The sequence below is a fragment of the Ruegeria sp. BHSC026 genome (genome assembly GCF_059613065.1).
The window spans coordinates 43,070-56,288 of sequence record NZ_JBXWRV010000009.1 but is presented as its reverse complement, the minus strand read 5'-3'; the positions used below and the strand labels follow the sequence as shown (position 1 = coordinate 56,288).

Genomic DNA, 13,219 nt, shown 5'->3' with positions numbered 1-13,219 from the left:
AACTTCCAATTCGTAAGGAGATACATCATGGAAGGCGATCTCGCACACATCGGCGCAGGCCTGGCAGCAATCGGTTCCGGCGCGGCCGCAATCGGGGTGGGCAACGTGGCTGGCAACTTCCTGGCCGGCGCTCTGCGCAACCCCTCGGCGGCTGCTTCGCAGACCGCAACCCTGTTCATCGGTATCGCATTCGCAGAAGCCCTGGGGATCTTCGCATTCCTGGTCTCGCTGCTGCTGATGTTCGCCGTATAATCTGCGGAACCTGATCCTTACGCGCAGGTGGGCCCAAGCCATAGCGGCCCACCTGTTGTAAAGACAACGTTCCGACGGAGGACATCATGGCGACTGAAACAACCGGAGCAGTAGGAACCTGCGTCGACTCTCATGGCTCTGCCATCGGGATGCCGCAGCTTTGCTTCGACTGGTTCCCGAACCAGATCTTCTGGCTCGTCGTTACGCTGGTCGTCATCTTTCTGGTTCTGTCCCGCGTGGCCCTGCCGCGCATCGCGGCGATCCTGGCCGAGCGTCAGGGGACCATTACCAACGACCTGGCCGCGGCCGAAGACCTGAAGGCCAAAGCGGTCGAGGCCGAAGAAGCCTATAACAAGGCGCTGGCCGATGCCCGTGCCGAGGCGCAGCGGATTGCGGCCGAAGCCCGCGCCGAAATCCAGGCGGATCTGGATGACGCGATCGCCAAGGCTGACGCGGAAATCGCGGCCAAGGCGGCCGAGTCCGAAAAGGCGATTGCCGAGATCCAGGCCGGAGCGCTGGAAAGCATTCAAGTGGTTGCCAAGGACGTGGCGGCCGAGCTGGTCACCGCACTGGGCGGCAAGGCGGATGCCGATGCCATCGCAGGTGCCGTAGAAGCACAGCTGAAAGGATAAGTGACATGCGGAACATCCTTGCCCTTGTCCTGACTGCGGGCGCCGCCAGCCCGGCCTTTGCCGCAAGCGGCCCGTTCTTCTCGCTGGGCAACACCGACTTCGTGGTGTTGCTGGGCTTCATCGTCTTCATCGCGGTGCTGTTCTACTTCAAGGTGCCCGGCATGATCGGCGGGGCGCTGGACAATCGCGCCCAGGGCATCCAGGCCGAACTGGACGAAGCCCGCGCCTTGCACGAAGAAGCGCGCGGCCTGCTGGCCTCGTACGAGCGCAAGCAGCGCGAGGTGCAGGCCCAGGCTGATGCCATCGTGGCCGCGGCCAAGGAAGACGCGGTTCTGGCGGCCGAGCAGGCCAAGGCCGACCTTGAGAAGTCGATTGCCCGTCGCCTTGCGGCTGCTCAGGATCAGATCGCCTCGGCTGAGGCCGCAGCGGTCAAAGAGGTTCGCGATCAGGCCGTCGCAGCGGCTGTCGTCGCCGCACAGTCGGTACTGGCCAAGCAGATGACCGCGGCCCAGGCCAACAAACTGATCGACGAGGCCATCGCGACCGTGGCGCAGAAACTGCATTGATCCGGCGCAGGTAGCTGCCATCGGCAGCTGTTTGCTGACGCATTGCAGAGCTTCACGACGGTTGCACAATGTTCGGTGAGGGCAGATTTTGCCCTCACCGTTTTTTTTGTCTATGCTAAATCAGAACCATTTTGTTCGTTTCACGGCTTGCCCAGCCAAACCCGTGGTAAGATATGACGCAGCTGCCTCTGATCAGCGTTGTGATCCCGAATCTCAATTGCGCCGAGTTTCTCGAACGCACGATTCGGTCTGTCATCGATCAGAATTATCCAGACCTCGAACTGATCCTTTCGGATGGCGGCAGTACGGATGGGTCCCTCGAAGTCGTCGAGAGGTACCGCAATTTCTTCTCTACGGTTCTGTCCGAACCGGATGACGGACAAGCCCACGCAATAAATCGGGGCTTTGCGGTGTCGACCGGAGATGTGATGGGATGGATCAACTCGGACGATGTCCTGTTGCCCGGAAGCCTGTCACTTGTGGGCTCGATATTTGCGTTCAATTCCTCGGTAGAATGGTTGACCGGTCGGGTGACCTGTATCGACGAGGCCGATCAGGTTTTGAGCATCCACCGCCCGCGACTTGTGACCCATACGCGGTTTCTTGCGGCCGACTATCAATGGATTCAGCAGGAATCGACTTTCTGGCGCCGCAGCCTGTGGGAAGTCGCAGGCGGTAGGTTGAACGAGTCGCTCCGCCTTGCCGTGGACGGAGAACTGTGGCTGAGGTTTTCGAAGCATACAACGATGTTGTCCGTTCATGACCAAATTGGCGCGTTCAGGTTCCGCAACGGACAACGGTCGGAAGATATCGAAGCCTACCATGCCGAAATGCTCGAGGTGATCGATGCCGAGCGCGCTTCGGTCGTGCCGCAGGATGATCTGGTCCGCCGTATCCTCGACGAACCACTAAAGTTGCGGACCCGCAAAGAGGCCGAAGCGACCTTTCCCGATCTGCGTAAATGCGACCCCAAGCCTTTTGCGCGACCCCAGCTGTGGAAGCACAGACTGATGCGAAAGTTGCATCGGATCTGACAACTGGCGCTTAACGCCCGGCGGTTTCGTGTTCCAGGCGCTGGCGCGCGATACGTTCGTTGCGCTGCGCTTTCTGCTGGTCCTGCATACAGCGTTCGACGAAGCTCAGGTGCTGTTCCACTGCCTGTCGGGCGGCCTCGGGGTCGCGGGCCTGAAGGGCTGTGTTGATTGCCCTGTGCTGGTTCAGGATTGCGTCGCGCGTGGTGCGCTGGTGGAACATGATCTGGCGGTTGTAGAACACGCCTTGCCGCAACAGATCGAACATCGACCGCATCATGTGCAGCATCACCACGTTGTGGCTGGCTTCGATGATCGCCATGTGGAACTGCGCGTCCAGATGGGCCTCGTCATCGGCCGCGTTGCGGGCATGGGCGGCCTCCATCTTGTCGAAAATCGCTTGGATCACCTTCAGGTCGCTGTCCGAGCCCAGACGCGCGGCGCGTTCGGCCGCCAAACCTTCCATGTCGCGCCGGAAGGAAAGGTAATCGAACACGGCCTCGTCATGGCTGCTGAACAGACGGATCAGCGCCGGAGAAAAGGCCGAGCCCAGAACCTCGGCCACATAGATGCCCGACCCGGCCTTGGCAGACAGCAGGCCCTGATCCTGCAGTTGCGAGATCGCCTCGCGCAGCGACGGGCGCGATACGCCCAGTCGGTCGGCCAGTTCGCGCTCGGGCGGCAGGCGTTCACCGGGGCGCAGGATCCCGCGCAGGATCAGCAGCTCGATCTGTTTGACGACGGCCAGGGACAGTTTCTCGGTCTGGACTTTCTGAAAGGGCATCGGAACATCGCTGGAAATTGGTCAAATCATATGACCACACAAGCCCGGCCTGCGCAAGAACGGGCCGCGATCACATTGCCTGAAACAATAGGTCAGTATTATTGACTTTAAGCGCGGAGGTCATAGCGTCGGTCCGACCCAGCGGAGGAGGCTCGGCCCATGCATCAGCTATTTGCCACGCGCGCCGCGCGAATGAAGGCGTCTGAAATCCGAGAGCTGCTGAAACTGCTGGATCAACCCGGCATCATTTCTTTTGCCGGCGGTATCCCCGACCCGGCGCTGTTTCCGGCCGAGGCCTTTGCCCAGGCATTCCAACAGGCGTTTAGGGCCGACAGCCGGGCGCAGGCGCTGCAGTATTCCGTGTCCGAAGGGTACCTGCCGTTGCGGGAATGGATCGCCGACCACATGCGTCAGATCTGCATCGACTGCGGCCCCGATGATGTTCTGATCACCTCGGGCTCGCAACAGGCGCTGGACTATCTGGGCAAGCTGTTCCTGTCGCCCGGCGACACGGCGCTGGTCGGATGGCCGACATATCTGGGAGCCTTGGCGGCCTTTAACGCCTATGAGCCTCGCTTTGACCGGTTGCGCGCAGGCGGCAACGCGGGCGCGGCGCAATATCGGGCCGCGGCGGGGCCGGGGGCGATCAAATACGCCTATCTGTCGCCCGACTTTGCCAACCCGACCGGCGAGACCGTCGATCGGCTGGGGCGTGAGGCCCTTTTGGATTTGGCCGAGGAGTTGGACTGCGCCCTGATCGAGGACGGCGCCTATCAGGCCCTGCGCTATGACGGGCAGGCGATTCCGCCGATCCTTGCGCTGGAACTGGCGCGAAAGGGCGATCTGCAAGCGTGCCGAACCATCTATTGCGGCAGTTTTTCCAAGACTCTGTCGCCCGGGTTGCGAGTTGGCTGGGTCGTGGCGGCGCGGCCCGTCATCTCGCAGCTTGTGTTGATGAAACAGGCCGCCGACCTGCATTCGGCCACCATCAACCAGATGGCCGTGCACCAAGTTGCCCAAACCTGTTTCGACAGCCACATCCCGAAAGTGCGCGCAACCTACCGCGCGCGCCGCGACGCGATGCTGGCGGCGTTGGAACGGCACATGCCCGAAGGCGTGCAATGGACCCGGCCCGAGGGTGGCATGTTCATCTGGCTGACCCTGCCGCCCGGCTCGGATGGCGCACAGCTACTGGCCCGCGCGCTTGAGACGGTCAAGGTCGCCTTTGTGCCCGGACAGGCCTTTCACCCAGATGGCAGCGGCGCCAATACGATCCGGCTGAGTTTCTCCAACTCGGACGAGGCCAGGATTGCCGAGGGCATTGCCCGGTTGGGCACGGTCATGCGCGGGTAAGTTCGGGAAAGCTTTCGTTAACCATTTTGCCGCAAAGCTGCGGCATGATCCGGTTCCTCGCCTTGCTGTTGCTGGCCGGCTGCTCGGCCGGCACGCCCCATTTCCGCGACCTGCCCGCAACCCGCGTGGCCATAAACGGCAGCGTGTTCGACGTGCGCCGGCGCGGAGACCTCGCCGAGGCGGTCCGCGTCAACAGCCAATATGCCCCGTGGCTGGGGTCGATCCGGGATCGGGCCGCGTTGGCCATGGCGCAGGTCTCGGGCTGTCCGGTCGCCGACGTGCTCGGCGATGCGGCAGTGACCGTGGGCATTCTCGCCTGTGACCGCAGGGCGTCGAACCGGCTGTTGCTGGCTGCGGTCACGCCGACCAACTATGAATGCATCGACTTCGGCACCCATGACAGCGGATCGGACACCGGATACCAGGTGTTCGAGTGTTCGCCTTATTGACTCCGCGCAATTCCGCCCAAATCAGCAAGATATTGTGGATAACTTGGCCCAATATCCCATATCCTGCGCAACTTCGTTGACTCACGGCCATTCCCTTGTCCAGACTTTGAAGGAACGGGAATCATGGAAACCGGCCTTTGCGCTTTACCAAACTCAAACTCACCGGCTTCAAAAGCTTTGTCGATCCGACCGATCTGATCATCGCCGACGGGTTGACCGGTGTTGTGGGGCCCAACGGCTGCGGCAAGTCCAACCTGCTCGAGGCGCTGCGTTGGGTGATGGGCGAGAACCGCCCCAAATCGATGCGCGGCGGTGCGATGGAGGACGTGATCTTTGCCGGTGCCGCCACCCGTCCGGCGCGCAACTTCGCCGAGGTCGTCCTGACCATGGACAACTCGGAACGTCTGGCTCCGGCCGGGTTCAACGACAGCGATCAGATCGAAATCGTGCGCCGCATCACCCGCGACGTGGGCAGCGCCTACAAGGCCAACGGCAAAGACGTGCGCGCCCGCGACGTGCAGATGCTGTTCGCCGATGCTTCGACCGGCGCGCATTCGCCCGCGCTGGTGGGGCAGAACCGGATCGCCGAGCTGATCAACGCCAAACCCCGCGCTCGCCGCCGCATTCTGGAAGAGGCCGCCGGTATCTCGGGCCTATACCAGCGCCGGCATGAGGCCGAACTGAAGCTCAAGGGCACCGAGGCCAACCTGACCCGCGTCGATGACGTTCTGGAACAGTTGGGCACGCAGCTGGCGCAGCTGGCGCGCCAGGCCCGTCAGGCCGCGCGGTATCGCGAGATCGGCGAGCAATTGCGCCAAGCCGAAGGTATGTTGCTGTATCGCCGTTGGAAAGAGGCCGACATGGCCCGCCAGCAGGCCGAAGAGCGTCTGCGTGACCGCATCACCGAAGCCGCGCGCGCCGAGGCCGAGGCCCGCGCCGCCAGCGCGAAACGCGCCGAGATCGAAGAAACCCTGCCGCCGCTGCGCGAGGAGGAGGCCATCGCCGCCGCCGTCCTGCAGCGCCAGCAGGTGCAGCGCGATCAGCTGTCCGATCAGGAAACCCGCGCGCGCCAGACCATCGAAACCCTGACTGCCCGCATCCAGCAACTGGGCCGCGACATTGAGCGTGAAACCGGTTTGAACCGCGACGCCGGCGAGATGATCGAACGGCTGGAATGGGAAGCCCGCGAACTGGCCAAGGCCGCCGAGGGCCATGACGACAAGCTGGCCGAAGCCGCCGAAATTGCCCGAGAGGCCGCCGCGGTTCTGCAGGAGCGCGAGGATCTGCTGGCGCAGGAGACCGAGGACACCGCTCGTCTGGTCGCGCGTCACCAATCGGCGCAGCGCCTGGTCGAGGACAGCCGCAAGACGCTGGCACGCTCAGAGGCCGAAGAGGAAAAGGCCCGCGCGGCCGTTGCCGAGGCCCGCGCCGCGCTGACCCGCGCCGACGAAGCGTTCGAGGCCGCGCAAGCCGCTGAGGAAGAGGCGCGCGAGGCCGCCGAAGCCGCCGAAGAAGCGCTGGCCGCCGCCGACGAACTGCGCGGCGAGACCCAGGCGCGCGAGGCCGAGGCCCGCGCCCAACGGTCTGAGGCCGAGGGCGAGCTGGGGGCGATCCGGGCCGAGACCACTGCGCTGGCCAAGCTGGTCGAGCGCGACACCGCCGAGGGCGGACAGGTGCTGGACTTGCTTCGGGTCGAGCCGGGCTTTGAAAAGGCGCTGGGGGCCGCGCTGGCGGATGACCTCCGCGCCCCGCTGGTCGAAGGCGATGGGCCGTCGGGTTGGGTGCAGGTGCCGGGCTATGACGCCGATCAGCCTTTGCCGGACGGGGCCGTGCCTCTGGCGCTGCACGTATCGGGGCCGGACCGTCTCAGCCGTCGCATCGCACAGATCGGCCTGATCGACGCGGATCAGGGCGCGCGGCTGCAACCTTTGTTGAAACCCGGCCAGCGGCTGGTGTCGCGCTCGGGCGATCTATGGCGCTGGGACGGGTTCCGCGCCTGGGCCGAGGATGCCCCCAGCGCCGCGGCGCTGCGGCTGGAGCAGCTCAACAAGCTCGAGGTGCTGAAACAGCAGCTGGCGCAGGTCGAAGCGCAGGCCGACGGTGCCCGCGCCGCGCACGAGGCCCTGTCGCGACAACTGGCCGAGGTGACAGAGGCCGACCGCCGCGCACGCGAGGCCCGCCGCGCCGCCGACCAACGCATGGCCGAAGCGGCCCGCGCGCTCAGCCGGGCCGAGGCCGACCGCAACCTGGCGCAGGGCAAACTGGAGAACCTGACGCTTGCGGTCGACCGTCACAAGCAGGATGCGATGGCGGCCCGCGCCCAGCTGCGCGAGGCCGAGGCCGCGCTGGCCGCGCTGGGCGATCTGGACACTGCCCGCGCACGGGTCGAGGATATCAAGCAGACGGTCGAGGCCGCGCGGATCACCATGCTGACGCACCGCTCGACCCATGACGAGCTGCGCCGCGAAGGCGAGGCCCGCACCCGCCGCGCGCAGGAGGTGGCCAAGGACCTGAGCGGCTGGAAACACCGCTTGGAAACCGCCGAGAAGCGCATCGCCGAGCTGGCCGAGCGCAAAACCAGCTCGGAAGAAGAACTGACCGAGGCGATGGCCGCGCCCGCCGAGATCGCCGAGGCGCGCGAAGAGCTGAACGAGATGATCGAGGCCGCCGAGGCCCGCCGCGCCGAGGCCACAGACAAGCTGGTCCAGGCCGAAACCCTGCAACGCGAGGCCGTGCTGGCTGAGCGCGAGGCCGAGCGCAAGGCCTCGGAGGCGCGCGAAGCCCGCGCCGCGGCCGAGGCGCGGTTCGAGGCGGCCAAGGAAAGTGTCGCCGCCGCCGCCGAGCGCATCGCCGAGGATCAACAACTGACACCGAACCAGCTGTTGAACCAGCTGGACGTGAACCCTGAGGACATGCCCGCCGCCGATGCCCTGGAAGCAGAGGTGAACCGCCACAAGCGCCAGCGCGACGCGATGGGTGCGGTGAACCTGCGCGCCGAGGAGGATGCCAAGGAGGTTCAGGAGGAGTTCGACACGCTCAACAGCGAGAAATCCGATCTTGAAGAAGCGATCAAGGCGCTGCGCAGCGGTATCGCCAGCCTCAACCGTGAGGGCCGCGAGCGCCTGCTGACCGCATTCGAGCAGGTCAACGCGAACTTCGCCATGCTGTTCAAGCATCTGTTCGGTGGCGGCGAGGCCAACCTAGTGATGGTCGAGAGCGACGACCCGCTGGATGCGGGGCTCGAGATCATGTGCCAACCGCCCGGCAAGAAGCTGTCGACGCTCAGCCTGCTGTCGGGCGGGGAACAGACCCTGACCGCCACCGCACTGATCTTCGGGGTGTTTCTGGCCAACCCGGCGCCGATCTGCGTGCTGGACGAGGTCGACGCGCCGCTGGACGATGCCAACGTGACCCGGTTCTGCGATCTGCTGGACGAGATGTGCCGCCAGACCGACACGCGGTTCCTAATCATCACCCACCACGCGGTGACCATGGCCAGGATGGACCGTCTCTTCGGCGTGACCATGCAGGAACAGGGCGTCAGCCAGCTGGTCTCGGTCGATCTGAAGAAGGCCGAGCAGATGGTCGCCTGACCGCTCACCGCAACGTTATTCCGCGATCGTGCCGGGCCGGGCTAGGCTGGCCGCATGAAACATCTGTTGCTGATCGGCGCGGCTTGCGCCGCCTCGCCTCTCTGGGCTGCCGAATGGGCCACCCGCCCCGGCGACGTCCCCTTAAGCCCCGCTGAACTGGATGCGTTGGCAGGCCGCACGCTGACCTTCCATGACGACGGTCAGTCGAAATACTCGGCCGGTGGGTCTTATTCCTATACCTATTCAGCGGCCAATGGCGGCGGAACGGCCTTCGGGACCTACAGCATCGCCGCTGATGGCAGCATCTGTGTGCAGTATCGAAATGGGTTCGACCGCTGCGATCTGTATGTGCGCAACAAAGACCGGCTGATCCTGATCACCGAAAAAGGCGAACGATTTCCGGTGCGGCCTTGATGTCATGGCATTCAGATCCATCGGGCTCGGCCCCGATGCGTGGAGCCTGGCAGTGCATGGCTTTGGCCGGATGCTAGCGGCACAGCGCCCCATTGCGGCGCTGTGCCGTGTCGAAGTGGAAGTGATCACGGTGGTACTTGTCCGCCGCCGGGCCGAGCACGGTACCGAACAGCCCGCAGGCTTCGCGATGTAGGCGGCGTAGAATGGGGCCGAATTCCAGTGTATTCCACCCATCCCGCACGGACACGATCGTGCCATCCCTGAGTTGAAACGCCGAAACGTCGACGGCCCGACCGCGCGCATGTTCGGACAAAGGCGCATAGCGGTGGTTGTTCTGCGTCCGGCAGGAATAGTGTCCGACAAGCCGGACCTCGTCCAATCCGCCGCCCAGATCTGCAAAGGCCGGTTTGGCCATGGTCTCGATCCATGTATTGAGGGTGATTGCCGTTCGGCAATCCATCAACGCCTTCTGGCTCAGTCGGATGTCCGACATGCTGTGGACCTGAACCGGGCGACCGATGCCGCAGCCCCGGTACGTTCCGGCGAAGCGTCTCCGAGGTTCGCCAACGATGGTCCAGTCATCGCACAAGGCGCCACGTTCGCGCATGCGCTGGCGGCCCTCTCCGATCTTGGAAAACTTGCACGGTCGTAAGGCAGGGCGGGGCGAGACGGCGACGGGCGTGCGGACAATGTCAGCGGGTACAACGACTGCTGCAGGCTGCGCGGTGTCGCCGGGATCAGGCGGCGCGGGAATGTCAAATCCTTGCAAGTTGGGTACCGGACTCTCGGCGCAGTTGGGGGCGGCAAATGCCGGCCCGACACCGAGACACAGCAGAACACTCAGAACACGGATCACACCAACCTCCAGACAGCCGGGCAGGGTGCTTGCCCGATTGCAGCCGGACCGCACCGGGCGCGGATCGCCGCGTCCGCCCCTGCGATCCGGCCCGGGAAACTTTTCACCTCTGGAAGTTAAGCGGATGCCGCGCCGTCGGATCAACCGTTTTCTGCCGTCGGTCATCGGGCCGCCGGTTCGAGCGGTTGGCTTCGCACTGGCCTTTCCTGTGCCGCGCCCGCTCAGAGCTGGTTCAGCAGATCCACCGTTGGCCAAGCATCTGCGGGCAGGCCCAGCCGGGCCTGCTCGGCCTGAACTGCGGCCCGCGTACCGGCGCCAAGAATACCGTCGATCTTGCCTACGTCGTGCCCGCGCGCCTGCAGCTTGGCCTGCAGCTGCTTCATCTGAGCGCCGGTCAGGCCCGGTTCGGGGTTGCCCGCAGCATAGACTTGTGCGCCCTCGAGACGCGTTCCGAAATAGGCCGCGGTCAGGACATAGACAAAGCTCTGGTTCCACTCGAAATAGACATCGAAATTTGGATAGGCCAGAAAGGCCGGCCCCTTGCGCCCCTGCGGCAGGATCAGCGAGGCCGGCAGGTTGGCCAGCGACCCGCTACGCGCCTGCACACCCACCGCCTGCCAGTCCGAGACCGGGCGCGGTTTGCCCGGCCCGCTTAGCGACCAGTCCATCTGCGCAGGCACGGTGACCTCCTGCAGCCAGGGCTGACCCGGCTGCCAACCCAGATGCGACAACATCTTGCCCCCGGACATCAGCGCGTCGGGGGCCGACGTTTTCAACCGCACATGCCCGTCGCCATCACCGTCCACGCCGTTTTCCAGAATGTCACGGGGCAGCATCTGCACCATGCCGATCTCGCCCGCCCAGGCGCCGGTGGTGCGGTTCGGGTCGAAATCGCCGTTCCGGAACAGCTCGATCGCGGCGAAGATCTGCGGCCGGAACAGCTCGGGGCGGCGGCAATCATGGGCCAGCGTCACCAACGCATTGCGGGTGTTGAAATCGCCCTGGAAGGCGCCGTAATCCGTCTCGAACGCCCAGAAGGCCAGCAGGACCCCACGCGACACGCCGTATTCGGCCTCGATCCGGTCGAACACGGCGTCGTATTTCTGCGCCATCGCCTGGCCGCGCCTGATCCGGTCCTGCGAGATCAGGCGGCGCGAGAATTCGATGAACGGTTTCTGGAACACGCCCTGTGCCCGGTCGGCCTTCAGCACCTTGGGGTCCTGTTGCACACCGTTGAAGAACGCATCGACCGTGGCCGTATCGAACCCCTGCTGCACCGCTTCGGCCTTCAGCCCGCGAACGAAGGCGCTGAAGCCGCCGCCGCATTGTGCAAGGGCCGGGGCAGCGAACAGGCAAGCGGCCACAAGGCCCGAGACAATGCGCATGACGAAAACCATCCTCAGAAAACCGTGTTCAGAACAACCCACACCGTCAGCCCCGCCAACGCAAGCCCCCAAACCTGCCAAAGCATTCCGCATGCGCGGAAAACCTCCGTTGCGCCGATTGAGCGCCGGGCTTCGCCGTTGACCCAGGCCAGATCGCGCATCTGCCCGTCATAGCTGCGCGGCCCGGCCAGTGCCACGTCCAGCGCGCGGGCCATTGCGGCCTCTGGCCAGCCGGCATTGGGCGAGATGTGGCGCCGCGCGTCCGCCAAGATGGCCCGCCATTGGCGCCACTGCCCCGACAGGGCCACGATCATCAGGCAAGTCAGCCGCGCCGGGATCAGGTTCAGCAGATCGTCCAGCCGGGCGGCGGCCCAGCCGAAGTCTCGGTACGTGTCGTTGCGGTACCCGATCATGCTGTCGGCGGTGTTCACCGCCTTGTAGACCAGCAACCCCGGCAGGCCGCCCAGCAAGAACCAGAAGGCGGGGGCGATCACCCCATCACCCAGGTTCTCGGCGGCGCTTTCGATGGCCGAGCGCGCCACCTGTGCCTCGGTCATCTGCGAGGTGTCGCGCGACACGATCATCGCAACCGTGGCGCGGCCCTCGGGCAGGGACTGCCGCAGTGCGACGCCCACGGCGCGGACATGCGCCACCAGAGAGTTCTGCGCCAACAGGATCGCACAGACCACGACCTCGACCACCCAGCCAAGCCACGTCAGCGCCGCACCGACCACCCAGCCGCTCAAGAGCAGCAGAAGGGCGACGAACACGCCCTTGGCCCGTCGATGCGTGCCGTGATTCAGGCGGCGGTCCAACCAGCCGATGGCGTTGCCCATCAGCACCGCCGGGTGCCGCAGACGCGACCACAGCCAATCGGGTTCGCCCAATGCGGCGTCCAGCAGCATCGCCAGGGCCAGCGTCAGAGCGGTGCTCACAGCGCCGCCTCGAGCCGCGACCAGCCATGATCGGGCGGCAGGCCCAGCCGCAGGAATCGATCGGAATAGGGAAAGATGCGGCTCCAGATATGGGCCTGTGCCAGCCGGTCCTGCCAGGCGGCGGCATCGTCCACGTCATACAGGCGGAACAGGGTCGTGCCGCCGACCAAATGCGCGCCCTTACCGGTCATCAGCGTATCTAGCCGATCCGCATCACGGACCAGCCGGGCGCGTGTGGCCTCGGCCCAGGCCGTGTCATTCAAGGCCTGCCCGCCGATACGCAGGGCCGGGCCGGACACCGCCCAGGGGCCGGTCAGAGCGTTCAGACGCGCGATCAGGTTGGGGTCCCCGATGGCAAAGCCCAGTCGCAGGCCCGCTAGACCCCAGAACTTGCCAAAGCTTTTCAGAACGATCACGCCGGAGCGTTTCGACAGGCGGATCAGAGATGCCTCGGGCGTCACGTCGCAAAAGCTTTCGTCGATCACGGTCAGTGGCGCGTCGGCATCCTCGGCTTGCCAAATCCTGCCGTCGGGATTGTTGGGATGCACGATCACCCGTGCCGGCGCCGGACCGTCAGGCTGCACCCTCCAGCCCTGCGCGGCAAAGGCGGCAGCATGTTCGTTGTAGGTAGGCGTGGTGATCTGGACCGCACCAACGGGGGCCAGCGCCGGGATCCGCGCGATCAGGGCCGAGGCGCCCGGAGCGGGCAGGATTGCCGCGCCCTCCGGCACGCCCCAGAAGCGACGGGCCGCATCGCTGAGCCGGGCAAAGGCCCCGTGATCCGGTAGGGCGGTCCAGTCTTCAGGCATGAGGTCCGCCATAGGATAAGGATGCGGGTTGATCCCGGTCGACAGGTCGATCCATTCCGCTCGCGCGCCGCCATGGCTAGCGATGGCTTGGTCCAGGCCGCCGCCATGGTCGCGCTGGTTGCGCGGGTTCAAATCCTGGATGCTGTCCGTCATGCGTTTT

General features: G+C 65.1%; 13 protein-coding genes. 8 read left to right on the top strand and 5 right to left on the bottom strand.

All coding sequences use genetic code 11. The features are described from left to right. Positions 1 to 27 precede the first annotated feature (27 nt). The 4 genes from AC2FME_RS12505 to AC2FME_RS12490 all read left to right on the top strand — a co-directional run bounded on the left by AC2FME_RS12505 (position 28) and on the right by AC2FME_RS12490 (position 2,484). The gene (locus AC2FME_RS12505) at positions 28 to 252 is read left to right on the top strand and encodes a F0F1 ATP synthase subunit C (protein ID WP_005981269.1); all 225 of its coding nucleotides are present in this window, start codon (positions 28 to 30) and stop codon (positions 250 to 252) included. Between the two features lie 86 nt (positions 253 to 338). After that, complete coding sequence (locus AC2FME_RS12500) at positions 339 to 884, top strand: F0F1 ATP synthase subunit B' (protein WP_496679340.1); 546 nt, start codon at positions 339 to 341, stop codon at positions 882 to 884. Positions 885 to 889: 5 nt separating this feature from the next. After that, positions 890 to 1,450 (top strand): F0F1 ATP synthase subunit B, encoded by a 561-nt coding sequence (locus AC2FME_RS12495; protein ID WP_496688765.1) that lies wholly within the window; start codon positions 890 to 892, stop codon positions 1,448 to 1,450. A gap of 173 nt (positions 1,451 to 1,623) precedes the next feature. Further along, the gene (locus AC2FME_RS12490) at positions 1,624 to 2,484 is read left to right on the top strand and encodes a glycosyltransferase family 2 protein (protein WP_496800584.1); all 861 of its coding nucleotides are present in this window, start codon (positions 1,624 to 1,626) and stop codon (positions 2,482 to 2,484) included. Between the two features lie 10 nt (positions 2,485 to 2,494). Here AC2FME_RS12490 and AC2FME_RS12485 read toward each other — a convergent pair whose 3' ends face one another. Continuing rightward, the gene (locus AC2FME_RS12485) at positions 2,495 to 3,265 is read right to left on the bottom strand and encodes an FCD domain-containing protein (RefSeq protein ID WP_496711208.1); all 771 of its coding nucleotides are present in this window, start codon (positions 3,263 to 3,265) and stop codon (positions 2,495 to 2,497) included. A 159-nt stretch (positions 3,266 to 3,424) separates the two neighbouring features. On the opposite strand from AC2FME_RS12485, the gene AC2FME_RS12480 reads away from it, so the two are divergent. The 4 genes from AC2FME_RS12480 to AC2FME_RS12465 all read left to right on the top strand — a co-directional run bounded on the left by AC2FME_RS12480 (position 3,425) and on the right by AC2FME_RS12465 (position 9,074). Beyond that, positions 3,425 to 4,618 carry an aminotransferase-like domain-containing protein gene (locus AC2FME_RS12480; RefSeq protein WP_496800583.1) on the top strand — a complete coding sequence of 398 codons (1,194 nt, stop codon included), beginning with the start codon at positions 3,425 to 3,427 and terminating at the stop codon, positions 4,616 to 4,618. Between the two features lie 44 nt (positions 4,619 to 4,662). Then, positions 4,663 to 5,067 carry a hypothetical protein gene (locus tag AC2FME_RS12475; protein WP_496800582.1) on the top strand — a complete coding sequence of 135 codons (405 nt, stop codon included), beginning with the start codon at positions 4,663 to 4,665 and terminating at the stop codon, positions 5,065 to 5,067. Between the two features lie 137 nt (positions 5,068 to 5,204). Beyond that, positions 5,205 to 8,660 (top strand): chromosome segregation SMC family protein, encoded by a 3,456-nt coding sequence (locus AC2FME_RS12470; RefSeq protein WP_496800581.1) that lies wholly within the window; start codon positions 5,205 to 5,207, stop codon positions 8,658 to 8,660. Between the two features lie 54 nt (positions 8,661 to 8,714). After that, positions 8,715 to 9,074, top strand: coding sequence for a hypothetical protein (locus AC2FME_RS12465; protein ID WP_496679328.1), 360 nt, complete (start codon positions 8,715 to 8,717; stop codon positions 9,072 to 9,074). A 73-nt stretch (positions 9,075 to 9,147) separates the two neighbouring features. On the opposite strand, the gene AC2FME_RS12460 is transcribed toward AC2FME_RS12465, so the two are convergent. The 4 genes from AC2FME_RS12460 to AC2FME_RS12445 form a co-directional block, all read right to left on the bottom strand. Then, positions 9,148 to 9,681 (bottom strand): extensin-like domain-containing protein, encoded by a 534-nt coding sequence (locus AC2FME_RS12460; protein WP_496800580.1) that lies wholly within the window; start codon positions 9,679 to 9,681, stop codon positions 9,148 to 9,150. 470 nt (positions 9,682 to 10,151) lie between these two features. Further along, positions 10,152 to 11,315 carry a lytic murein transglycosylase gene (locus tag AC2FME_RS12455; protein WP_496800579.1) on the bottom strand — a complete coding sequence of 388 codons (1,164 nt, stop codon included), beginning with the start codon at positions 11,313 to 11,315 and terminating at the stop codon, positions 10,152 to 10,154. Between the two features lie 14 nt (positions 11,316 to 11,329). Next, positions 11,330 to 12,250: an adenosylcobinamide-phosphate synthase CbiB gene (gene cbiB, locus AC2FME_RS12450; RefSeq protein WP_496800578.1), complete on the bottom strand. Its 921-nt coding sequence runs from the start codon at positions 12,248 to 12,250 to the stop codon at positions 11,330 to 11,332. Then, positions 12,247 to 13,212, bottom strand: a complete 966-nt coding sequence (locus tag AC2FME_RS12445) for a threonine-phosphate decarboxylase (RefSeq protein WP_496800577.1) — start codon at positions 13,210 to 13,212, stop codon at positions 12,247 to 12,249. Before AC2FME_RS12445 ends, cbiB begins: the two co-directional genes overlap by 4 nt. Positions 13,213 to 13,219: the final 7 nt, after the last annotated feature.